Below are 24,484 nucleotides of genomic sequence, written 5' to 3' on the forward strand. Positions count from 1 at the left end.
TACTATTGTTATTACACTACATACTGTTGTTGTTATCACCATACAGATAGAAAAATGCTATTTTTTTGGGTGTTGTTCGGGTGAAAAATATTTATATACAAAATAATTGACGCTGTAAGAACAAAATATGCCAAGTTATCGTTATCTATGTATAACAGTGCAAAACCGAGAAGTGAATTCATAAAAAGGCAAAATATCATAAGATAAAAATACATGGGTCTGTTTATAGTAGTTTTAATCATAAGCATTTCTCCTTATATTATAAATTTTTATAATATATTGATGTGAAAGGGTAGGCATCATATTCTTTCTTTGTCAATATCATCATATTATATAAAATATCAGTCTGTTTGTCTATAAATATATTTATTTTTTACTTTTTTGTTTATTTTTTTATATAAAATCTATTTAAAATATCACTTTAAATTAAAATATATAAAATACATTTAAATGTGTTTTTGCCAACTTTATCATGCAAAAGTTCCCATTGTCAAATACATTCAATTTATACTGAACACTATTATAAAATATAAAATTTCTAATTTTTATGTATTTTCTGATTTAGAAAAATATGATTTTTCAGATATATAAATTATAATGCAGTTTTAATTAGTACTTAGTATTGACATTTTATTTTATATGACTATTTATAAGTTATTGGTATTATACTATTACCTGTTTACACTCAAATTAGAAAAAATAAAAACCCTTAATTAGTCATTAATCAAGAGTTTTTATATACAAATTAAATATATATTTAACTTTTTTGCAATCTATCTTATTACATCAACACCTGATATAGTAAGATATTGTCCCTGTTTTATCTCTATATATGCTTCTTTTTCGACATATCTGCTGAATATAACATCCGACATAGGTGACGTTGATATTTCTACATAACCCGCTTGCCCTGTAGGTACTAATTTATAACTTCCAGGAGGAATATCAAAACCGACTTTATATTGTCCCGATATATATTTATCGCCTGAATACCTGCTGTTTTCGTCAACTTTTACCAAGTCTGCATCTACTAAATATATACTTTCATTCTCCTTTAATTCCACATATCTGAAGTTAAAAAATATTTTACCTTCGTAAAAATCCACTTCATTTTTGTTATTTTTATCTGTTATCGTATACTGACCTGAATTTTCTCCGTCCGATACCACTTTGTATATTCCCGCATCTATATCTGTCCCTACTTTATAAGATTTTGATATATAATAGTCTATATCATTATCTTCTATTAGTGCCATCGCTTTTTTAGATTTTGAATTTTCATCTTCTTGTGATTGTTCTTTTACTTCTTTCTTAACTTCGTCCTCTTTTTTTATGTCTTCTTTCGGTAATACATCACTGCTCTTATTTTCACTATGAGTTTTTTTCGGAAATGCGTTACTAAGACCAAAAAATACCCCCAATCCTATCACAGAGCATATAAGTATAAAGCCGACAATTAAAATCATCTTACTTTTCATACTCAAACTTGAAAACATATCAATCACCTAATATTTAATAAAATATTTTTGTATTTTTTTCCAATATATTATATAATAACATAAAAGGTTTTAAGTTTCAATATTACAAAATATATATAAATCTAAATTTTGGAGGATAATAATTTTGAAAAAGAAATTTCCTATAATTTTAATAGTGATATTTTCCATATTTGCACTTTTAAAGATAGCTTTTTTCTATATTTATATAGATTCTGTCAGAGATAACTCTATCAAATTCGAAAGCATAATCGGAGCACTCAGATATTCAATCAAGCCATATGAAGAAAACTCTCTCAAATTCACTTTTGCACAGTTGATACACTCATTAAATAATGATATAAATAAATCGGATAACGATAAAATTAATATAAACAGTCAAAGCGAAAATATGACCGATTATTTATATAATGTAAAAATTGCAAGCAACCAAGCCATATCTATGAACAATGCACTTAACAAATATACAAAAAAATACCTCTTGCATGATATGGATAAAGAGAAATCTCCTGATATGGATAAAGAAAAGACAATAGAAGACGCATATTTAGACACACAAGAAATAATAACAAATATAAAATGGGACGAAAAAAAATCTGCCGTTCAAAAATTACAAATGCAAAACTTAAAAAGCATCTTATCTAAAGAAGATTACACTTCGCTTACTGAGATAATAGATACTATGAATTCCGAAGAAAGCTATTTAACAGCTTCAACGCATCAAAAAATACTATCTATATTGCTGAAATATACAGATATAGACTCATATCTTATACTTGGACAATTGTGTGGAAAATTTAAAATATTGGCATATTATGAAATTGAAAACGGCTCAATCATACAAAAAGAGTTAAAAGCTATAACAACAGATACTTTGTCCACAGTAGATGACAAAAAATATAAAAATCTTATAAATATGCAATCCCTATTATTAGACGTAATATATCCAAAATATTTTAAAGGTTTTTTCATATTTACTGACGAAGAAAAAGGACTTCTTGCATATGCCAGCGATTTTCAAAATAAGCAGCGTGGCTATTTAGGAATAGACAGCGCAGATTTCAGTTCGGGCATAACAAATGATTTTGAAAAAAGCAGGTTTTATCATTCAGTAATAAGCGAGTTAGCAAGAGTTATATTATTAGGTAATGACCAAGTTGATTATTCTAAAGGAAACGGTATAACAGACTCTGATAATTTTGATATAATCAGAATTTTTTCAAAAAAAGACTCATATCTTATGCAATTTTATAACAGATTTTGGGATGATATGTTATATCAAGACAGCTTTGTATCAAGCATAAGCACAGATGAAAATGCAAAAAAATATTTTTTCTTACGACACAGCAGAGAATTTTTGAACGAATATGTATCTCAAGATCCATTTAGAGATATAATAGAAAGCATGGCAAGATTTATGTTAGAGAAAAAGCCTCTTGAAGTGGAACAAAAATATCAAAAAATCAGATTTTTCTATGAATTTTCAGAGCTTATAGATATAAAACAAAGATTAGCTCTAAACATAAAACATTTGGAGGAACAATGAGCGAAAAACTAATAATAATAGATGGCAATTCTCTAATAAATAGAGCATTTTATGCCATACCTCCCCTAACGGATAAAAACGGTATGCACACAAATGCTGTATATGGCTTTGCAAATATATTGTTTAAAATATTAAAAGAATATCAGCCCTCACATTTAAGCGTTGCATTTGATTTAAAAGGTCCTACTTTCAGACATATTATGTATAAAGACTATAAAGGCACTCGAAAAGGAATGCCTGACGAATTATTTGAACAACTCTCACCTCTTAAAGAAATGCTTGAATATTTCGGTATCACAAGATTGGAACTACAAGGCTATGAGGCAGATGACATAATAGGAACTGTATCTAAATTTTTTGAAAAAGAAAATATATCCGTCTTAATAATAACAGGCGACAGAGATTCTTTTCAACTTGCAAGCGACAAAACAAAAATATTATTCACAAAAAAAGGTATAACCGAACTTGAAATAATAGATGATAAAGAAATGATGAACAGATACGGTATATCTCCGTTGGAATTTATCGATTTAAAAGCCTTGATGGGCGATTCTTCGGACAATATACCCGGTGTAGCAGGTATAGGAGAAAAAACAGGTCTAAAACTCATACAACAATATAAAAGCATAGAAAATTTATATCTTTGCATAGATGAAATAAAAGGCAGTGTAAAAACAAAACTCGAAAAAGATAAAGAAATGGCATTTATGAGCAAAAAACTTGCCACTATCAACACTATGATACCGATAGATTTCGATGTCGAAGAACTCAAGCTTAAACCTATAAATTCAGATAAATTAAATGAGTTTTTTATAGAGCATAATATGCTGTCGCTTGCAAAAAAATTACAATCATATGCAATAGGCGATCAAAAAGACGAAAATGAAGCTCAAGACAATACCATAGCAAATAAAATAGAAATTTCGCAAGACACAGAGGATTTTTTGAAAAATATAGGCGAAAAAATATTCATAAAAATTGTAAAAGAGCATTTGCCTGTAAATATGCAAGCCATTTTATCAGTATGTATATTGTCAAATGGCAAATACTATACTATAAATCCTGATGAACTTCCTAAGATAAAGCACATATTTGAAGATGAAAAAATACAAAAATACGGCTATGACTTAAAACAAGACTACTTAGCACTGTTACCTTATGATATAAACCTTCAAGGTTTATTCTACGACCTGTTAATAGCACAATATTTATTAAATCCGGATGAATCCGTATATGACATATCAAAAGTTGCAATAACATACAGTTTACCCAATATTCAGTCTTTAGAAGAGTTTTTCGGAAAAGGTAAAAACAAAAAAATAATAAACGCATTTACAAAGACAGAAGTGGAAAATTATTTTATGCAAATTTTGCATACAGTCCATAATTCTTTCGAAAAAATATTTGAACAGATAAAATCTGAAGATATGTTTGAACTTTTCAGCAATGTAGAAATGAAACTGATAAGCGTACTTGGAGATATGGAGTATTACGGTGTAGCAATAGATGAAAAAGAGCTTGAACATCAAAAATCGGAATTTGTAAAACAAATCTCGATACTTGAAAAAGACATATATTCATTGGCAGATGAAGAATTCAATATCAACTCTCCAAAGCAACTCGGTGTAATATTATTCGAAAAATTAAAATTGCCAGCATTAAAAAAGAGTAAGACAGGTTACTCTACAAATGCCGAAGTTTTAGAATCACTAAAAGATAAACACGAAATAATAGATAAAATCATATCTTACAGACAATATACCAAACTTCAATCGACATATGTAGAAGGTCTACTAAATATAATAAATCCTGAAACTCACAGAATACACTCATCATTCAATCAGACTATAACTGCAACAGGACGAATATCATCAACAGAACCGAATTTACAAAATATACCTGTGCGATTGGAATTAGGTCGCAATCTTAGAAAAGCATTTATTGCAAAAGATGATTATGTGTTGACAGATTCAGACTATTCACAAATAGAACTTAGAGTGCTTGCACATATATCAAATGACGATGCCCTTATAACAGCATTTTCAAAAGATACGGACATACACACACAAACAGCGTCCGAAGTTTTTGGAGTTGATATTGATCAAGTTACAAAAGAAGAACGCTCGGCAGCAAAGGCTGTAAATTTCGGAATAGTATATGGGATAAGCGATTTCGGATTGTCAAATAACTTAGGTATCACCAAGAAAAAAGCAGGAGAATATATCAAAAACTATCTTGACAGATATAAAAATGTTGAAAAATATATGAAAGAGATAGTAGAATCAGCAGAAAAAAACGGATATGTAACTACAATTTTAAACAGAAGAAGATATATTCCGGAATTAAAGCAAAAAAATTTCGTAGTAAAAAATTTAGGCAAAAGATTGGCTATGAACACACCTATACAAGGAAGCGCCGCCGATATAATCAAATTAGCCATGATAAAAGTGAGCGAAAGACTCAAAAAAGAACAGCTAAAATCAAAATTGATACTTCAAGTTCACGATGAACTTATAATAGAAACCGCATTAGATGAAAAAGATTATATAAAAACATTGCTTCAAGAAGAAATGCAAAATGCGTATAAAATGAGAGTAGAGCTGAAAGTTGACATAAATGTAGGTAACTCATGGTTTGATACAAAATAAATGTACAAAAAATGACTATTGCTAAAAATAAAGCAATAGTCATTTTTCACTTTTATATTATAAATTCCTCATTCATCAATTCTTTTAATCTACACATTTCCAATTTAATATTATCTTTTGCTTTTATATATAGCATACATTCTTCGTCTGTTGGAAAAACTCTTGAAGTCATAGTATACTCTCCATCATTTATAAATATTTCAATAGAGCTGTTATCTATAAATATGTCCAGTTTATCAAGTACATTCAATTTTATAGTTCTTGTAGAGCCTTGATTTGTATTAATCTTATTAGACAAACTTCCTCTATCTATTGTAAACTCACATTTTTTATTATCAAAACTTATTTTAAACCCTGAATTTGAACTATTGTTTTTATCAGAAAAAATATTTATTTCCAAATTTTTAGAATTTATATTATCCAGTTTGATTTCTAACGGAGTTTCTATTTTTTGCAAATAATCTTTTGATATGTGCGATGTGATTACATCATCTCTTAGAATTTTTAAATTTCTTGCAGGTTTTTGAACAAGCTTTCCGTTTTTTATACTGAGCTCTCTTGGCAAAGTCAAACAGCCTGACCAGTTTTCGTCATCTGTGGTATATGAAGAGTCCGGCAAACCCATCCATGCTATTAAAACTGCTGTATTTTCATATATGTTTTGATTTGCACTTTGAGATGCATAAAAATCAAATCCTCCATCCAACTCCTCAAATTCACTTTCAGGTATAAATTCCAGCGTCTCAAAATCCATTTTACCTATTATATATCCGTTTTGATATATATTGTTATACTTATATCCATTTGCCTGTAAGCCTTGAGGTGAAAAAATAAGCACATATTTATCTTCTATTTTTATAAGGTCAGGGCACTCCCACATATAGCCAAAATCCTCATATCCTTTTACTTTCAATTCTCCCAACAATTTCCAATTATTATAAATATCATCGGATACATATATCAACGCCCTGCCTTTTAAGTTTTTGTCCTGCGCACCAAGTATTATATAATATTTATTGTCAACATACATTATCTTGGGATCTCTTTGGTGCTCAGTATAATCCTGCGACATATTTATTATAGGCTCATCTTTTTTAACAAATTTTTCGTTATCTTCAAGCACAGCTACACATTGATAAGGATGTCTTATATCTCTCTCATCTTTATGATTGCCTGTATAAATAAGATTAAGCTTATTGTCATATATAATCGCACTTCCTGAATATACTCCTCTGTTATCAAAAACTGTGTCAGGTTTTAATGCAAGCCCTTTATTTTTCCAACTTACAAGATCATCAGATGTCATATGATACCAATTTTTTGCTCCATGCATTGCACCAAAAGGAAACCATTGGTAAAAAATATGCCACTCATCATCAAAAAAACAAAAACCGTTAGGGTCATTTAAAAGACCTGTTATAGGTTGTATATGGAATTTTTGTCTAAATCTTGATTTTTTTATTTCTTCATTCATATCTTTAAGATTTTGTAAGTCAGATTTTTCCAAAACTCTATATTTTTCTTTATTTGTAATCTTCTTCATACTACCCCTTCTATTAAAATTACAATCTTAACAAAACTTAAGGAAATATTATCAAGTAAATTTTTTTGATAAATATTTCCTTTTTTCTAATTTTTATACAATTCTCTAATGAACATATACTTTTTTATATAATGTTTAAATAATTTTTAATATTATTTTTCTTCCAACATTTTATCATTATATCCGAACATATAAGTAAGAGCAAAAGCAACTCCTGCCGCAATCAATAATGATATTATATATTGCAACAGCTGCCCGTTAAGATATAATAACATTCCCGGAAGTACAGTTACAGACATACCTGTACCAGCCAAGCCGAAAATAGATGCCATAAAGCCTCCGCACGCTCCTCCTATAAGCGCACAAACAAAAGGTTTTACAAATCTAAGGTTCACACCGAAAATAGCCGGTTCTGTTATACCCAAAGACGCTGATAATGATGAAGGTAATGCAAGAGCTTTTAATTTTTTATCTTTTGTTTTAAATCCTACCGCCAAAGTTGCACCTGCTTGTGCAGCTGTTGCAGCTGATATAAGAGCATTAAACGCATTTTTACCGAAATTTGCCAATAGTTGTACTTCCAAGAAATTGAATATATGATGTATACCTGTAACAACTATAATCTGTTGCAATCCGCCAACTATTATTCCTGAAAGACCGAAAGGTAAGTTCAATACCACTTCTGTCGCATTAAGTACAACAGTTTCTAAAGAGTGGAATATCGGTCCTATTATAAATAAAGATAATACACTCATAATAAGTAAAGTCGTAAACGGAGTTAATAATAAATCAAATGTATCAGGTATTTTTTTTCTAAGCGCCTGCTCCAATTTCGCACCCAAAATTCCCGCAAAAAAAGCCGGTAAAACTGTACCTTGATAACCTACAACAGGTATAAATCCAAACATTATAATAGGAGAGGCAGTCCCTGCTGCAACCGCATAAGCATTAGGAAGTGATGGATTTACGAGCATAAGTCCAAGCACTATACCGATTACAGGCGAACCTCCGAAAACTCTAAACGTTGACCAACAAACAAGCGCCGGTAAAAAAGCGAATGCCGTATCAGTTAAAACTTGTGTCCATAACAAAAAATTTGGACTTATATCATCAGCTGTCATGCCTAAAGCTGCAAGAACCTGCTCTTGAGTAAGCAAGCCTCTAAGTCCCATAAACAGTCCTGTTGCAACAAGTACAGGTATTATAGGCACAAACACATCTCCAAACGTTCTTATAGCTTTTTTAAATACATTTCCTTGAACATTTGAACGTTTTACTTCGTCATTTGAAGCTTTTGAGCTTTCATTTGCATTTACATCTCCATAGCCTAATTTTGCCACTTCTTCAAACACTTTATTAACTGTACCTGTACCAAATATTACTTGATATTGACCGGAATTAAAAAATGCCCCTTTAACTCCTTCAATATCTTCCACAGTTTTTTTGTCTATACTTTCTTGGTTTTTAACCATTACTCTCAATCTTGTAGCACAATGCGTGATGGAAGAAATGTTTTCCTTGCCTCCAATCGCATCTGTAACTTCTTTTGCAACCTTTTTATAGTCCATACATACCTCCCTTAAAATATTTCTTAATAATAATCTATATTTCATAGTCCGTTTTTAGAAGATATATGACTATGGTTATGAACTTAATATATAAAAATTATACCAATAAATCGCTTTTATAAACCTAATATTTTAAACAATTAAATAATTTAGGTATCGGTTCCATTCAGCTTATTATATTAAATTAACATAATTATGTCAATATCTAATTTTATCTATACATATTATACTATATCTGTTTATTTTTTCAGTACAAATATAGTATTTATACAATTAAGAATAATTATTAAACTCTATAAATTTATAAAAATCTAATATTATTGAATAAATTAATCAATATGTTCACTATTGTATACTATAATTAAAGAATACTTCAAATTTTGTATAAAAATTGTTAAAAGTTTTAAAATAATCTTTTGACATTTATAATATTATGTACTATAATTTATATAGATATAGTTTTATAACTTGTTGTTACTGATGACAAGTTTTTTTAATTAAAATGCTTGCATTGTTTAGAGGTGATTTATGGCTAATATCAACGACATATCTAAATTGGCAGGTGTTTCTAAGAGTACAGTTTCACGATATTTAAACAACGGCTCTATCAGTAAAAATACAGCTAAAAAAATCAAAAAAGTTGTGGATGAGTTAAACTATATCCCGAACACCTTTGCACGGAGTTTGAAAGCTGCCAACAGCAATTCTATTGCTACTATAATTCCGAATTTTATAGGTTTTTCTAAAAACATATCTCTAAATGCCATAGACGCTTTCTTAAAAACTAAATCTTACAAGCTGTTTATCTCAAACTCCAACGATAACATGAAAGAAGAAATAAAGCTTATATACAGCATAGCAAATCAAAAAGTGGACGGGATAATATTATTTGCATCACAGGTTACTGATGAACATTATAAGGCTATAAACGATGTGAAAGTGCCGTTTATAGTTATAGGTCAAGAATTGGACGGAATTCATTGCATAGTTCATAATGACTACAAAGCCGGTAAACTCATAGGAGAGTATATTTTAAATTCAGGACACAAAAATATATCCTATTTCGGTGTCGGGGATTATGACAAGAGTATCAAATCCAGATACCTCGGACTTATGAGTGTATTAAAGAAAGACAAAACTATAAAAGTAAACTACCATACTGTAGGATTTGATGTATACTCGGCATACAATATGCTTATAAATACATATAAGAAAAATAAGTCTACATACTATGTTGCAGCTACTGATAATATAGCATTCGGTATAATAAAAGGGCTTAAAAAATTAAACCTTGATATACCGAAAGATGTTTCGGTAAGCGGTTTTGGAGATTATGATATGTCAATGATATTCAATCCGGCATTGACTACAATATCTTTTCCTTATTCCGACATAGGCACTATGTCTGCAAAGATGTTGCTTGATATGATTAATGGCATTGATATTCCTAAAAAAATGGTACTTGATTGCGAACTGAAAATTAGAAATTCTACAAGAAGATTATGTACATAAAATGTTTTTAAAAATGTTGTGAAAATGTTTTATACAAAATTTTCACTAAAAAAGAGCTATTATTATTGATATTTTATCATTTTCTAACAGCTCTTTTTTATAAATTTTTACACTATTTAATTAATAATGAACATAGCTTTTTCTTGGAACTATTATTTCTATTACTGCCCCTCCGCTTTTGGAATTATATGCTTTTATATCGCCGTCAAAACTTTTTACTATTGAGCTTACTATTGCCAACCCCAATCCGTTTTTTCCGTCATCACCTTTGTAAAATCTATCAAACACTTTTTCTTTTTCATTGTTTTCAAAGCCTTTACCGTCATCTACTACAAAAAAATGCACTTTATCGTATTCTGCAATAAATCCAAACATTATCTTACTTTTTGCATATCTAAGCGCATTGCTGAAAAGATTGGATATTATACGATTGAGTTTTTCCGGCTCTACTTCAATATAAAGATTTTTCGGTATGTTATTTACTATTTCTATTTCATTTCTTATTTTTGAAAATGCATGTCTTGTTTTAAGCTCTTCTATTTCGTCATATATGTTTATCATCTCTGCATTTTTAATATTTCTAAAATGTTTTTCCAATGAACTTATATACAGTACGGATGTTATTGATGAGGCTAATTTATCACTTTCATCTATTATTATATCCAATGCTTCTTGTTGTTCTTGCGTGTCAAATACACCGTCTTTTATTGCTTCTGCATATCCTCTTATGGACATAAGCGGAGTTTTCAGTTCATGAGATGTATTTTGAAAAAATTCATTTCTTGCTTCTGTGAGAAATTGCATTTTAGTTGTTATATCGTAAAGTTCTCTATTCATATCTTCAAGTTCATCTCTGGTATTTATATTTTTCCAGTTCAAGTCTTTATCAAGAGATATTTGTGATATATTTTCTCTAAGTTTGTCAATAGGCTTCAATACATTTATTTTTAATATCAATACCATAGAAAATGTAATCATACCTGTTATCAAAAAACTGCCGTATACTATAGTGTATATCTGCATATTTATATCTATCAGATTCTTTTCTCCGACTGTAACCAATATACTGCCTATATAAGCTTTGCCTATATAAATATCTTTTTGAGCGTAAAAATTTTTTTTATCAAATATCGCTTCATTTTTTGAAGTAATTTTATTAATATCATCGTCGTTATCCATGTTGTAAAAAAATCACTTTTTCTTGAGCATCCAATAAATATACGTCTATTTTTGAACTTTGCACGGTAAATATTGACAGAGGTAGTTTTACTACTTTTCCCGCTATTTTTAAGTTGCAATTTTTATATGTTTTTCCATAAAATATTATATCATTTTCAGATTTTACTTTGCTTTTATCAACTCCCGATTTTTCTATAGTGTCATTTATACTGTTTACTATAAACTCGGCAATATCTTGAAGATTGTCTTTTTTTTCATCAATTATTATATTCATCATCGCACATCTGACGATGAATATAAACATTAAAGTTGATACAACAGTTATTATTATATAACTGATTACTATCTTTATACCGAGTTTACTCATCTGAATCTACCCTGTAACCGTATCCCCATACTGTTTTTATTTTTATCATAGCTCCGTATTCGTTCAATTTTTTTCTTATTCTTTTTATTGTATCGTCTACACTTCTGTCATATCCATCATGATCATATCCCCACACGGATCCTATTATCTGCTCTCTTGACATAGGTGTATTGAGATTTTTCACAAGATATTCGAGTAAGTTAAATTCTTTGATTGTAAGAGGTATCTCTTTGCCTCTTGACTTCGCCACCCTTATGTCCGTATACATCTCAAAATCTCCGAAGCCTATTACATTTCCTTTTTCTTTGCTTACTTGTTGTATAGTCGCTGTTCTTTTTAATACGGTCTTTACTCTTGCCATAAGCTCTCTCGGACTGAAAGGTTTAGGCAGATAATCATCGGCACCTAACTCCAATCCTAATATTCTGTCCAACTCTTCACTTCTTGCTGAAACAAATATTATAGGAACGTTGCTTGTTTTTCTTATTTCTCTACAAAGATCAAGTCCGTCCATATCTCTCATCATTATGTCAAGTATCATGATATCCGGAACATTCATCCTAAATTCTTCAAGAGTATCCTTAGCGTTAGAAAATGATTTTGTTTCATACCCTTCTTTTTTCAGATACATTTCTATCAAGTCTCTTATTCTTTTTTCATCATCTACAATAAATACAGTTTTCATATTATCTCCAATTTATTTTAAAAAAATATTTATCAATTCTCTTTAATGATTTCGATAGGTTTCAGTTCCTGAAGTCTGCTTTTTATTTCATTTTGCAATTCTATCATCTGTTCAACATCTTGAATATCTTCCAATTTTTCAAATTTTTTGAGATATTTTAATGCTTCATCCGGATAACCTAATATGTTAAGCTGATTTATACTTGCTGTTATCTCTTTTACCGTAATAGATTTCACTTCAAATTGCACTTGCGCTCTTACTATTTCATCTCTTATATCGCTCATTTCTTCATCCAACTTAAAAGCTGAATCAGCTGAATTTTTAAGTTTTTCTATGAGATAATCAGGTAATTTGTGATTATATTTGTATTTGAGTGAATGTTCTATTGTTGCCCAAAAATTCATAGACAATGTTCTTATCTGTATTTCTGCAAGTATATCCATTCTGCCTCTAACAGTGTGGACAGGATATCTTATTATGACGTGATAACTTCTATAACCGCTTTCTTTGTAGTTTTTTATATAGTCTTTTTCATACTCTACCTTCATATCTTCACGGCTTCTTATATATTTAACGACTGTATAGATATCTTCTACAAATTGACACATTATCCTTATGCCTGCTATATCTTCTATGCTTTCTCTAAGCTCAGACTGTTCAAACTTAACATCTAATCTTTTTGCCTTGTCTATTATCGAAGATATTTTTTTTACTCTGCCGGTAACGAACTCTATTGGAGAATAACTTTCCGTATCTTTTAACTCTTTTCTTATATCCTTAAACTTTATCTTTAACTCCTCAACTGCATATTCGTAAGGTAACAGAAATTTTTTCCAAGAAAAAACGTCCACTTAATTTTTCCTCCTTATTTTATACCGATACCTGATAAAATTATAATAGAAAAATATTATATTCAAGAATATCATTCATCTAAAATAGTTTTACAGCCTTGCTTTCAGACAATTAACACTAAAAACTGATTGAAAGTATAATATATTCATATCTTTAAAAAATGTTAAAGTTTTTCAAAATAATCAATTATACATAATTCATAATATTATAGTTTTTAATAGTGTTCAGTATAAATCTAATTTTAAACAGGTTTTAGTATAAATGTTAAATTTAAAGTATAAAATTATTTTATTTTAAGCTCCAAAATTTCTCTTTTTTCTATAGCTGATTTTACGAGTTTATCTATATCCAATTTTTCTTCACTGCTGATAACTTTTCCCATCTTAGGTTTTGTAGCCGGTTTTTTAGGTAAAAACACTGTACAACAGTCTTCTTCTTTTATTATTGATATATCATAAGTGCCAATTTTTTTTGCAATTTCTATTATATTGTCCTTTTCCATAGCTATCAACGGCCTAAATACAGGCATGGTATTTACTACATTGTCTGTTGCAAGAAGTCCGAGGGAAGTCTGCGATGCTACTTGTCCTAAACTTTCTCCTGTTATAAGTGCCGTACACTCATATTCATTTGCTATATCTTGTGCTATTCTCATCATAAAACGTCTTGAAAGTATTGTCATATATTCTTCAGGACATTTTTCATTTATCTCTTTTTGAATATTCAATAAATTTACCAAATGCAGTCTTATTTTTCCACAATACGCTGTCAAATGTGAAACCAAATCTATAACTTTTTGTTTTGAACGTTCATTTGTAAACGGATAACTGTGAAAATGTACTGCCTCTATAAAAAGTCCGCGTCTTGCCATAAGATATGTCGCAACCGGTGAATCTATGCCGCCTGATATCAAAGTACAAGTTCTTCCGTTTATACCTCTCGGCATTCCACCTTCGCCTAATATCTTTTTACTGTAAACTATATTCACACCTTTTCTGAATTCGCAGTGTATTTCAAATTCCGGATTTTTTACATCCACATACAAGTTTGGATATTCTCTTAAAACTTTCTCTCCCATATCTATATTCATTTGATTTGACTGCATATCAAAACTTTTGTCTATTCGCCTTATACTCAACTTGAAACTCGTTTTTTTATCTTTATCTATCTCAAAATCTACAAGTCTTTTTATAAGCTTAAATAAATTATCATATCCGCTATCAGATACCATAGCAGGCGACATAGAAACCACACCGAATATATCATCTATTTTTTTGATAATTTCAAACGCATCTGCATTTCCTAAAGATATTTCCACTCGTCCATTTTCTTTTTTAATTTTTATTTCTTTATTTTTGTACAATCTGTATTTTATATTTTTTACAAGGGCATTTTCAAATTCTGCTTTATTTTTCTTTTTTAAAGAAATTTCTCCGTTTCTCACTATTATTATATCGTACATCTTTACCTCTTTTTGTATTTAGTGACTTTTCTTATATCCTCTATATATTTTTTCAGCTTTTCAGCTACTTTTTGTACATCTTGCAAAGTTGTGCTTTCATCAAGCGATATTCTTACCGTACCGTCTTTATATTTATCTTGCAATCCTATACTTTGCATAACTCTTGAACCTTTTTTCTTAGATGAACATGCACTGCCTACAGATACATATATCTCATCCATTTCCAAATAATGAAGCAAAACTTCAGATTTTATACCTGCAAATGATACGCTCAATATATGGGGTGCATTTATAGGAGGTGTATTTATACTTATATCTTCAATTTGCAAACTTAGCAGTTCAATCAGATAATCTCTATTTTTTCTTATATTATCTGTTTTTTCAAGACTCATTTGCATCTCAACAGCTTTTGAAAATCCACATATACCTCCCACATTTTCTGTACCGGCTCTTAATTTATGTTCTTGCCCTCCTCCGAATATAAGTGGCAACATCTTGACATTTTTTCTCACATATAAAAATCCTATACCTTTAGGTGCATGAATTTTATGTGCACTTACCGATATTAAATCCACATTTAATTTCGACACATCAATTGGCAATTTCATATATGATTGTACACAATCTGTGTGAAAATATGTAAGAGGATTAACAGATTTTATCAAATTTCCGATTTTTTCTATATCATTTACTGAGCCAATCTCATTGTTTACGTGCATTATAGAAACTAAAACCGTATCCTTTCTAATTGCATTTTTCAAATCCTCTAAATCTATAACTCCATTTTTATCAGCTTTCAAAAATGTAACATCAAAACCTTCATAATCTTTCAAATACATAAATGTGTTATATACACTGCTGTGTTCAATATTTGATGTTATTATATGTTTTCCTTTATTTTTATTTGCCCTTGCTACTCCAAGTATAGCTGTATTATTGCTCTCACTTCCGCCTGAAGTGAATATTATTTCATCAGTATTCGCCTTTATCGATTCAGCTATTATCTTTCGTGCATTGTTCAACTCATTTTCCGCTTTGAATGCCACATCATAAGCAGAAGATGGATTAAAATTACAATTTATATATATTTCTTTCATCTTTTGTAAAACCTCGTCATAGATGAAAGTAGTTGCAGAATTATCTAAATATATCAATTTTATCACCACTAATCAATTTTTAATAAATAAATTATCAATTTAAAGCACAAATCTGTTTAAAAGACTATATTAAATAATTAAAAATATTAAAATACAAAAACTTATTATATAATCTTTTTGCAGGATATTTTCTTAATAACTTTCAATAAATATGATTATATCAAATTTATTGATATTTTTGAATAATTAATTTTAAAAGTTGGAATATGATTGTGTAAAAATTTATTTTACATTTAAATATATCCATGGCTATTTTATTATTTCAATTCTTATTTTTCAGCTATATTTTAAAAATTTTAAAATAATTGAAAAAAATATGATATTATTATATAATTAATTTGTATGATTATTTAAAAGAAAGGATATGGGTTTAAAAAATACAAGCTCGTACTTATTTTTTAGCTCTGAATTATAGATATGATAAGTAAAAGAGAAAATATAGACGTAAAATCTTTTATTGCTGAAAAACTCGCTCCTTATGACTTAATAACAGATTATCCTATGAAAAATTGCACATCTTTTCACATAGGCGGTGAAGCTGATTTTTTTGTAAGACCTAAGTCTCTCGTCCATCTGATGAATATATTGGAGATTTCAAAAAGTTATGAATATCCTGTATTTGTTATGGGCAACGGAAGTAATTTGTTAGTATCTGACAAAGGTATAAGGGCAATAGTAGTTCAACTGTCGGATAATTTTTCGCAACTTACCAAAATAGACGATGAAACTGTAGAAGTAGAGTCCGGTATGTCTATGACCTCACTTTCAAAATATTTTTTGGACAATTCTCTCACAGGTTTTGAATTTGCCTGCGGCATACCCGGTACAATAGGCGGTGCGGTTACAATGAATGCCGGTGCATATGATTCTATGATGAGTAATGTTGTACAAGAAGTAATAGTATTGGATAAAGATATGAACATAAAAAAATTATCCAATGAACAAATGCAATTTTCTTACAGAAATTCAATAATATCAAAAAAAAATTTGGTTGTTTTGAGCATCAGAATAAAACTGAAAAAAGGAAATTTTACTGAAATAAAAGAAAAAATTGACGATTATACATTTAAGCGCACTTCAAAACAACCTCTGTCATATTACTCCGCCGGCTCAACTTTCAAAAGACCGGAGGGATATTTTGCAGGTAAATTGATAGAAGACAGCGGACTTAAAGGACTTGTTATGAAAAATGTCGCCGTGTCATCTATGCACAGCGGTTTTGTAATCAACTTAGGCAATGCCACTTGCAGTGAAGTATTGGAAATGCTGACATTTATAAAACAAGTTGTGGGCAATAAATTCCATGTATCTCTTGAGGAAGAGATAAAAATAGTTGGAGAATTTTAATTTTTGAAAGGAGTTTATATAGTATGATTACTATAAAACGCAAAATTTCGTTTATATTGGCATTCGTGCTGATATTATCCTGTTTTTACAATCCGAACAAAATAGTATATGCAGCAGCTCCCGATGTACAGGTAAAAATTACACTTAATCATTTTGATGCAAAAGACGAATTAAAATCAGCAAATAAAACTATACAATTAGGCGGTAATGCACAAATCAAGGACGCACATATATCTACGCCTATACAAATTGATTTTCAAGACAAAAATAATAATAATCCAATACATGTAAAAACTACGAATCCGTCAAATACTTTAAAAGATTTTATAATATTGACAAAAGATGGCGACAGCACAAATCTTGTTCCATCTGTATTTAATCATCCTTCATTTGTCAATACAAATTTCTCTTCAATAACATTATCACCTTTAGTAAATAAATCATTAGATCCAGATGCTAATTATACACTTAAAATAGATACTTCAAAGCTTAGCACACAGTCTGCTCCTTCTACACCATTAGGCAACCAAAATTTTGTATTTAAAATAAGTTCTGAAAGAATGCCTAAAATAACATCTATAAGTTCAGAACACAACAAACTGAAAATAACATTTGACAGAAAAATTGACAAAGATATCGCAAATAATACCATAATAGACAACAACGATATATTACTTAAAGATGAAAATGGCGGTGTAGGTGCAACATTCAAAAAATTGAGCAATTTCGGTGCACAAAACAGAAAAATAGAGTATGAACCAAATACTACTACAAGTACAGTATTGGTAGGTCCTATAAAAAATGGTACGTACACTGTGCTTGTAAATAACACCGATAATTCTATATCAACTATGGTTACAAAAAATTTTGTAAGAAATAAAACAACCACAGGTAGTGAGCCTACAATATCCAATCCTGTACCGCTTTATGCTGAAACTAAAAATCAAAGTAATGTTTCAATAAAGTATAAAGGTTTTGATGTTTCAAAAAATATAGTACTGAAAAAATTCACAACTTCACAATCATCAGCTACTATTGCACTCGCTAATGCACAAAGTGCTTCAAACATAGATATAGACGTAGATACACTGATAAACGACAACAATATAACTATCAATCAGAACATACCTGATGATAAAAGTCTTTTTGTTAAAGATGGTACGGATAATGCTCATGTCAGTCAAGCTGTTACAATAACTCCGGCTATATTAGGCATAACAATGGAGCAAAAAGAAAACGGTTCAAATAAAAAAGATCGGATAGAAATAAATTCAGTTTCCACAACATTGGAGCCAAACACAAAATACATTATAGAGATAAACAAGAGCAAATTTTTGTACAACAACGACCCTATCATACCTGCCGGCAATACAAAAGAAAAATATACTTTTACAACAGAAAAAAGACCACAACTTACTCTAAATACAAAAAACATAGAAAAAGGTTCAACAAACTCCACTTTGACATTAACATCATCAAGACCGATACAAGAAATTGACACATCACCATCAAATCCTTTAAAAGATAAAATTATTGTAAAAGATGTAAACTCTACTCCTATACCAATAGTTTCTGCAAGTTTACAAAATAATAACACATTAACGATAGCGCTTGATGTATCTTCATCAGCACTTGGAAATGCAAGTATAAATATACCTGCCAATACTTTTAAAAGATATTCATCAAGCGGATTACAAGCGGAAGCTTTCAATGATACATTTACAATATCAAGACCGAGCAGTGATTTAAAAGCGACTTTGGAGCTTAAAAATTTTTCATCATCTGATGAACTGATAACTTTTAATGAGTCTGATATTCCGTCAGTAGACTTATCAGCTCTATCATCAAGCAAAACAATAGACAATTTGTTGATAGACAGTGATATAAAAATAAAATTGAGTTTAGATGTAAAAGCAAAATCAGGAAAAACACTTGAAGATATATTAAAACTGTCAAAAGGTTCAGTTGCAGAAAGAATAACGGATTACTATAATATAACACCTGCAAATGTAACAACAGGTTTTGATGAATTTACTCTTACACCGAAAAAACCTCTTGAACCGGGTTCTGAATACACACTCACAGTAGACAATTCAAAATTAGCGGATACAACTTACAACGCATCTATAGGTGACACAAAATTTGTATTTTTATTGAAAACTGAAAAACAACCTGTAGGAACGCAAGGTACACAGGTAAACAAAGATTATTCAGTAACATTTGACAGAAAAATAGACACGCCTTCAGTATCCGATATAAAACTTTACAAATTAAATGAATTTGGACAATACACCGAATTTTCCGCAATATCTCCATCCGACATAGACTTGATAGGAGAAAAAACTTTAGTTATAAGAAATCTTCCGACAGGAAAATATCAGATAAAATTAAATGCAGATACAAAAACAATAAAAAGAAAAAATGTTTCAGCTTCTGTATTATATGCAAAAGAATTTTTAGGTGCGGTTCAAGACGATACCAAACCTGATTTTGAAATAAAATCTCTCGCATCAACGGTATCGGATTATATAAGGCTCAACAAATTTGAACCATCCGGCATTCAAGTTGTACAAGTCAATAAAATCGGTGAAACTAATAAAAATAACACTCAAATAGAAACGGATACACCTATAAACGTCAAGTTTACAATACCTTACACATATACAAACAATGCGTTTTCAATAAACTTGGCATCAGACACCACTTCACCGTCACTTGGTATAAAATCTGTTAACAAAAAAATTTCAAGTTCAGGTGCAATAGACGGAGTAGATATAGTTTTAAAAGATTTACTTTTACCTGATACAAAATATAAATTAAAAATATACAAAAATAAATTTACAAACTCACAAGGTGCATCGGCAAGTACAAATAATGAAACGGAAGAATATGAATTCACAACAGAAACTCCTCCTGTTTTATTATCGGCAGATGTACCGAAAGTTGAGAAAAAATCCACCGACCAAACAATAACTTTAAAATTTGACAAAAATATAGAATTGACAGACTCTTCAAAAATAACAATAGACGGCTCTACAGCATTCACTTCAATAAATGCAACTGACAATACTCTAACACTTTCTGTAGGACAGACATTGGCAAATTCACTTGAGATAAAAGACCACACTATAAACATAGGTGAAAATGCAATAAAAAGATTAGGTTCAAAAAATGTTTACGTCAAAGCAGTAGCACAAAAATTGAATGTAGTGGAAGATCAGGCAAAAAAAGCTGAAGAAGATGCCAAAAAAAAGGCTGAAGAAGACAAGAAAAAAGCTGAGCAGGAAAAAATAGAAGCAGATAAAGCTGAACGTGATGCTTACAGAACCGCTGTCGCAAACGCATTGGCAAATGAAATGCAAAAGAGATACCAAGCCGAATACGGTTCAGATTATGATTTTAAATCATTCAATGATTATATAAGAGATAAATATATAAAAATAAAGGTGGTTCATATAACGGTGCCGATTATATACAGGCATATCTCAAAGACTACGGTTATGTAGATGATTTCATATCAAAATACGGCAGAAACTCTGCCGACATAAACGCTTATGCTCAAGATTATCTTAACAGATATGGAAATTTTGCTTATTCAAGTAGGGAAAAATATGATAATCCGTTCTTCATGAATCCGTTTAGGGATTCATCAAGTAAAAGAGGATATTACGACTATTATGACAAATACGATTATGGCTATAAATTCCCTGAAATGAGAGTCGGAGATGACAATATAAGCCAAGCAAATCTTGAAAAAGAACAAAAACTTAAAGAAAAAGAAAACGAGTTGATAGCAAGAGAAAGAGGATATAATATCAATAAAGCTGCAAATTATTCTCCAACAGGAAATAACTCTCCTAAGGTAATAATAACTCAAGGTTCGAGATATTTTACCGAAGAAGATGAATACGGCAACAGAAGACAAGTTGATATGGGTGTAGAGGTAACTACGTCAAACGGAAGATTATTTGTAGCCGTAACACCGCTTGCAAATAAATTAGGTCTATGGGTAAACTATAACGCGTCAACAAAAACGACAACATTATCAAAACCTAATACAACAGTAGCAATATCCCCTAATTCAAGCTATATAACTATAAACGGTAAATCAGAAAATATGGGTATACGACCGATGCTTAAAAACGGTAAAATTATGATACCGGCTCATTACCTCGCAAAAGCATTCGGTTTGGATTCATCAAAAATATCATATGAAGGCAACAAAATAGTCATAAATAATTATTAATCCATATAATTTTTTATAATAATAACTGCTTATAATGCCAAATATCTTATGTTCGGTAGCATTATAATGAATTATCAATAATTTTGTTGTAATGCAATTATGTGGATATTTAACAGATTTTTAGTATCAGTATATAATCAAGTGCACAGCAAAAAAGATTGTATTTTAAACTAATTTAAAATACAATCTTTTTTTGTTTATAAATCTTATTTAAATTATATATATTTATACAATTACAATACTTTTGACAAAAATTCTTTTGTTCTCATCTCTTTTGGATTTGAAAATATATCTTCGGGAGCTCCTTCTTCGTATATTATACCTTCTTCCATAAACAAAACTCTATCAGATACTTCTTTTGCAAAGCCCATTTCGTGCGTAACAACTACCATTGTCATTCCTTCTTTGGCAAGATCTTTCATAACGCTTAGCACCTCTCCCACCATTTCCGGATCCAATGCTGATGTAGCTTCATCAAACAATATTACTTCAGGTCTCATTGCAAGTGCTCTTGCTATTGCAACTCTTTGTTTTTGTCCTCCTGATAAGGATGACGGATATACATTCGCTTTTTCGCTAAGTCCCATTTTGTCAAGCAGTTCTAAAGCAATTTTTTCCGCTTCTTCCTTATTCATAATGCCTATATTTATAGGTGCAAGTGTTATATTTTCCATTATTGTTTTATGAGGGAAAAGATTAAAATGTTGAAAAACCATCCCTATTTTTTGTCTCAATTTATCTATATCTACATCTTTATCAGTTATCTCTATATCATTATAAAAAATTTTACCTTCATTTATATCTTCAAGTCTGTTAAGGCATCTCAAAAAAGTTGATTTTCCTGAACCTGACGGCCCTATTACAACCACAACTTCTCCATCATTTATTACTGTACTGACTTCTTTTAAAACTTCTTTTTTCCCGTAACTTTTTTTAAGTTTTTCAACTCTAATCACTTTGAGATAACCTCCTTTCGAGCAATCTGACAAGTTTTGACAATGTAAATGTTATAAATAAATATATAAGTGCTATTATAAATAATGGTGTAAGTGTGTCATACGTCATAGAGCCTATTGATTTTGACGCATAAAATAAATCTGTTACACCTATATATGATACTATTGAAGTTTCTTTTATAACTGTTACAAACTCGTTGCACAGTGCAGGAAGTATATTTTTTACAGCTTGTGGTAATATTACAAGTCTCATAGTCATTTTATATGTCATCCCAAGACTTCTTCCCGCCTCCATCTGTCCTTTGTCAACCGCTTGTATACCTGAACGAATTACTTCACATACATATGCTCCAGAATTTATTGATACTGCAATTATACCTATAGCTATATCAGGTAAATCAAGATTAAATATCTGATATGAACCTAATTTTACCAAAAATATCTGTACAAGTAGCGGTGTTCCTCTTATAACTTCAACATATAAAGCAGCTATAAAATTAAGTATCTTTGCAACCATAAAATTCATGGTCTTTGAGTCAGCTAATCTGAATAAAGCAAGTATAAGTCCGATTAATGTACCTATAAGCACTGATACGAAAGATAAACCGACTGTATAATAAGTACCTTGTAAAAATATTTTGCTATATTTAATCAGCATTTCAATCATATAACTCCTCCTTTCTTATTTATTCTGATATCCGCTTAATTGAATTTATTTTTTCAAATCAGATTCAATTTCATCCATATAAATTTCTCTATTCTGAGATTGTATTAATTACCTATAAAAATTTGTAGGGAGTTTATAACTCCCTATATATTCTTCATATTTCTGTTTTAAGACACATAATTAAACTCATCAGACATATTTAGATTTTATGAATATATTTTTTCAAATTTAAAATATTATATGATTTAAAATTAATAAAAAATTTTATTTAGCTTGTTCATTTGATAAACTTATCGCATCCACTACGAATTTGTCTATTGAACCGTCTGCTTTTAATTCATCTAATGTTTCATTTATAAATTGAAGTAAATCTGTATTTTCTTTTTTCACTCCTACTGCTGTTCCTGTGTCTTCACTTTCAAGTACAAAATCAGGTACTGCAAGATCTTCATCATTATTTGCATATTGCTTTGCAACCGGTGCTTCCATTATTATTGCATCTATTTTTTCAGTTTTTAAATCAACAAGCAATGATGTTATAAGCGGTAGTGATTTTACTTGTGCATTTTCTATTGAGTTTGCCATTTCTTCTTGAATACTTCCCATTTGAGCACCGATTTTTTTGCCTTTTAAGTCATCGACTGACGTATAAGATGCCAAATCAGATTTTCTAACAAGAACACCTTGTGATGACTCATAGTAAACATTTGACAGACCTATTTCCTTTTCACGTTCCGGATTCGGGTTGAGCCCTGCTATTATCATATCCACTTGTCCGCTTTTTACCGTAGGTATAAGAACGGCGAAATCCATATCTTTTACTTCCAGTTCAACACCTAACTTTTCTGCTATTTTTTTTGCTATTTCTATGTCAAATCCTACTATCTCTTCTTTATTTTCAATAAGCGCCTTAAATTCATAAGGTGGATAATCTGCTGATGTACCTACTATTAATTTACCTTTTTCTTTAATTGCATCTATTGTTTGTATTGTTGCTGTATTTTCTTCTTTTTCCTGTTTATTTTCTTCAGGTTTTGAACCTTTGCAAGCAGTAAATGTAAGTATTGCCGCCAATGATAAACACATAAGTTTAAGTAAATTCTTTTTCATACAAGTTCCCTCCAAATTCGAATTAATAATAAAGTATTAAACAGCATTAAATTTATAATATTTTTTATTACACTCAATTCTTCAATTAGGTAATAATAATATTAAATTGAAACTATAGATAAGTATTTAAAAAAAAAGCTCGT

The 24,484-nt window shown here is 29.9% G+C and carries 19 protein-coding genes; 6 read left to right on the forward strand and 13 right to left on the reverse strand.

Annotation, left to right across the window (positions count from 1 at the left end; all coding sequences use genetic code 11):
• Positions 1–35 precede the first annotated feature (35 nt).
• Together HMPREF9629_RS08005 and HMPREF9629_RS08010 are read right to left on the reverse strand one after the other, a co-directional pair.
• The gene (locus HMPREF9629_RS08005) at positions 36–242 is read right to left on the reverse strand and encodes a hypothetical protein (RefSeq protein WP_009525886.1); all 207 of its coding nucleotides are present in this window, start codon (positions 240–242) and stop codon (positions 36–38) included.
• A gap of 531 nt (positions 243–773) precedes the next feature.
• Entirely contained in the window at positions 774–1,496 is a 723-nt protein-coding gene (locus HMPREF9629_RS08010; protein WP_009525887.1) for a hypothetical protein, read from the reverse strand.
• Between the two features lie 127 nt (positions 1,497–1,623).
• On the opposite strand from HMPREF9629_RS08010, the gene HMPREF9629_RS08015 reads away from it, so the two are divergent.
• Complete coding sequence (locus tag HMPREF9629_RS08015; RefSeq protein WP_009525888.1) at positions 1,624–3,042, forward strand: hypothetical protein; 1,419 nt, start codon at positions 1,624–1,626, stop codon at positions 3,040–3,042.
• Positions 3,039–5,690, forward strand: a complete 2,652-nt coding sequence (polA, locus tag HMPREF9629_RS08020) for a DNA polymerase I (RefSeq protein WP_009525889.1) — start codon at positions 3,039–3,041, stop codon at positions 5,688–5,690. The genes HMPREF9629_RS08015 and polA overlap by 4 nt, the downstream gene beginning before the upstream one ends.
• Before the next feature lie 52 nt (positions 5,691–5,742).
• On the opposite strand, the gene HMPREF9629_RS08025 is transcribed toward polA, so the two are convergent.
• A complete protein-coding gene (locus HMPREF9629_RS08025) occupies positions 5,743–7,233 on the reverse strand; it encodes a sucrose-6-phosphate hydrolase (protein ID WP_009525890.1) in 1,491 nt (496 codons plus the stop codon).
• A 152-nt stretch (positions 7,234–7,385) separates the two neighbouring features.
• On the reverse strand, positions 7,386–8,801 hold the full coding sequence (locus tag HMPREF9629_RS08030; protein WP_009525891.1) for a sucrose-specific PTS transporter subunit IIBC: 1,416 nt from the start codon (positions 8,799–8,801) through the stop codon (positions 7,386–7,388).
• Positions 8,802–9,329: 528 nt separating this feature from the next.
• Here HMPREF9629_RS08030 and HMPREF9629_RS08035 point away from each other — a divergent pair.
• A complete protein-coding gene (locus HMPREF9629_RS08035; RefSeq protein WP_009525892.1) occupies positions 9,330–10,313 on the forward strand; it encodes a LacI family DNA-binding transcriptional regulator in 984 nt (327 codons plus the stop codon).
• A gap of 120 nt (positions 10,314–10,433) precedes the next feature.
• On the opposite strand, the gene HMPREF9629_RS08040 is transcribed toward HMPREF9629_RS08035, so the two are convergent.
• From HMPREF9629_RS08040 to HMPREF9629_RS08060, 6 genes are all read right to left on the reverse strand, one after another.
• Positions 10,434–11,492, reverse strand: a complete 1,059-nt coding sequence (locus tag HMPREF9629_RS08040; RefSeq protein ID WP_009525893.1) for a sensor histidine kinase — start codon at positions 11,490–11,492, stop codon at positions 10,434–10,436.
• A complete protein-coding gene (locus HMPREF9629_RS12260) occupies positions 11,485–11,859 on the reverse strand; it encodes a hypothetical protein (protein ID WP_009525894.1) in 375 nt (124 codons plus the stop codon). Before HMPREF9629_RS12260 ends, HMPREF9629_RS08040 begins: the two co-directional genes overlap by 8 nt.
• Positions 11,852–12,544 (reverse strand): response regulator transcription factor, encoded by a 693-nt coding sequence (locus HMPREF9629_RS08045; protein WP_009525895.1) that lies wholly within the window; start codon positions 12,542–12,544, stop codon positions 11,852–11,854. The genes HMPREF9629_RS12260 and HMPREF9629_RS08045 overlap by 8 nt, the downstream gene beginning before the upstream one ends.
• A 32-nt stretch (positions 12,545–12,576) precedes the next feature.
• A complete protein-coding gene (locus HMPREF9629_RS08050; protein WP_009525896.1) occupies positions 12,577–13,395 on the reverse strand; it encodes a GTP pyrophosphokinase in 819 nt (272 codons plus the stop codon).
• 284 nt (positions 13,396–13,679) lie between these two features.
• Entirely contained in the window at positions 13,680–14,858 is a 1,179-nt protein-coding gene (gene thiI, locus HMPREF9629_RS08055; RefSeq protein WP_009525897.1) for a tRNA uracil 4-sulfurtransferase ThiI, read from the reverse strand.
• A gap of 2 nt (positions 14,859–14,860) precedes the next feature.
• A complete protein-coding gene (locus tag HMPREF9629_RS08060) occupies positions 14,861–16,012 on the reverse strand; it encodes a cysteine desulfurase family protein (protein ID WP_040012571.1) in 1,152 nt (383 codons plus the stop codon).
• 420 nt (positions 16,013–16,432) lie between these two features.
• On the opposite strand from HMPREF9629_RS08060, the gene murB reads away from it, so the two are divergent.
• The 3 genes from murB (at position 16,433) to HMPREF9629_RS12265 (ending at position 21,608) form a co-directional block, all read left to right on the forward strand.
• Positions 16,433–17,362, forward strand: coding sequence for a UDP-N-acetylmuramate dehydrogenase (murB, locus tag HMPREF9629_RS08065; protein ID WP_009525899.1), 930 nt, complete (start codon positions 16,433–16,435; stop codon positions 17,360–17,362).
• A 23-nt stretch (positions 17,363–17,385) separates the two neighbouring features.
• Positions 17,386–20,868: a hypothetical protein gene (locus HMPREF9629_RS08070; RefSeq protein WP_009525900.1), complete on the forward strand. Its 3,483-nt coding sequence runs from the start codon at positions 17,386–17,388 to the stop codon at positions 20,866–20,868.
• 122 nt (positions 20,869–20,990) lie between these two features.
• Complete coding sequence (locus tag HMPREF9629_RS12265) at positions 20,991–21,608, forward strand: copper amine oxidase N-terminal domain-containing protein (protein WP_009525901.1); 618 nt, start codon at positions 20,991–20,993, stop codon at positions 21,606–21,608.
• Between the two features lie 233 nt (positions 21,609–21,841).
• On the opposite strand, the gene HMPREF9629_RS08075 is transcribed toward HMPREF9629_RS12265, so the two are convergent.
• The 3 genes from HMPREF9629_RS08075 to HMPREF9629_RS08085 form a co-directional block, all read right to left on the reverse strand.
• Complete coding sequence (locus tag HMPREF9629_RS08075; RefSeq protein WP_009525902.1) at positions 21,842–22,564, reverse strand: amino acid ABC transporter ATP-binding protein; 723 nt, start codon at positions 22,562–22,564, stop codon at positions 21,842–21,844.
• A complete protein-coding gene (locus HMPREF9629_RS08080) occupies positions 22,557–23,231 on the reverse strand; it encodes an amino acid ABC transporter permease (RefSeq protein ID WP_009525903.1) in 675 nt (224 codons plus the stop codon). Before HMPREF9629_RS08080 ends, HMPREF9629_RS08075 begins: the two co-directional genes overlap by 8 nt.
• A gap of 264 nt (positions 23,232–23,495) precedes the next feature.
• On the reverse strand, positions 23,496–24,341 hold the full coding sequence (locus tag HMPREF9629_RS08085; RefSeq protein WP_009525904.1) for a transporter substrate-binding domain-containing protein: 846 nt from the start codon (positions 24,339–24,341) through the stop codon (positions 23,496–23,498).
• Positions 24,342–24,484 lie beyond the last annotated feature (143 nt).

The organism is Peptoanaerobacter stomatis (genome assembly GCF_000238115.1).
In the GTDB taxonomy this organism is placed as follows: Bacteria; Bacillota; Clostridia; order Peptostreptococcales; family Filifactoraceae; genus Peptoanaerobacter; species Peptoanaerobacter stomatis.

Bases quoted from the DNA above. Each gene is read 5' to 3' on its own strand.
- HMPREF9629_RS08010 (WP_009525887.1), bottom strand. From the start codon at position 1,496: ATGTTTTCAAGTTTGAGTATGAAAAGTAAGATGATTTTAATTGTCGGC.
- polA (WP_009525889.1), top strand. From the start codon at position 3,039: ATGAGCGAAAAACTAATAATAATAGATGGCAATTCTCTAATAAATAGA.
- HMPREF9629_RS08025 (WP_009525890.1), bottom strand. From the start codon at position 7,233: ATGAAGAAGATTACAAATAAAGAAAAATATAGAGTTTTGGAAAAATCT.
- HMPREF9629_RS08080 (WP_009525903.1), bottom strand. From the start codon at position 23,231: ATGATTGAAATGCTGATTAAATATAGCAAAATATTTTTACAAGGTACT.
- HMPREF9629_RS12265 (WP_009525901.1), top strand. From the start codon at position 20,991: ATGAATCCGTTTAGGGATTCATCAAGTAAAAGAGGATATTACGACTAT.
- HMPREF9629_RS12260 (WP_009525894.1), bottom strand. From the start codon at position 11,859: ATGAGTAAACTCGGTATAAAGATAGTAATCAGTTATATAATAATAACT.
- HMPREF9629_RS08085 (WP_009525904.1), bottom strand. From the start codon at position 24,341: ATGAAAAAGAATTTACTTAAACTTATGTGTTTATCATTGGCGGCAATA.
- HMPREF9629_RS08070 (WP_009525900.1), top strand. From the start codon at position 17,386: ATGATTACTATAAAACGCAAAATTTCGTTTATATTGGCATTCGTGCTG.
- HMPREF9629_RS08005 (WP_009525886.1), bottom strand. From the start codon at position 242: ATGATTAAAACTACTATAAACAGACCCATGTATTTTTATCTTATGATA.
- HMPREF9629_RS08035 (WP_009525892.1), top strand. From the start codon at position 9,330: ATGGCTAATATCAACGACATATCTAAATTGGCAGGTGTTTCTAAGAGT.
- HMPREF9629_RS08040 (WP_009525893.1), bottom strand. From the start codon at position 11,492: ATGGATAACGACGATGATATTAATAAAATTACTTCAAAAAATGAAGCG.
- HMPREF9629_RS08030 (WP_009525891.1), bottom strand. From the start codon at position 8,801: ATGGACTATAAAAAGGTTGCAAAAGAAGTTACAGATGCGATTGGAGGC.
- thiI (WP_009525897.1), bottom strand. From the start codon at position 14,858: ATGTACGATATAATAATAGTGAGAAACGGAGAAATTTCTTTAAAAAAG.
- murB (WP_009525899.1), top strand. From the start codon at position 16,433: ATGATAAGTAAAAGAGAAAATATAGACGTAAAATCTTTTATTGCTGAA.
- HMPREF9629_RS08045 (WP_009525895.1), bottom strand. From the start codon at position 12,544: ATGAAAACTGTATTTATTGTAGATGATGAAAAAAGAATAAGAGACTTG.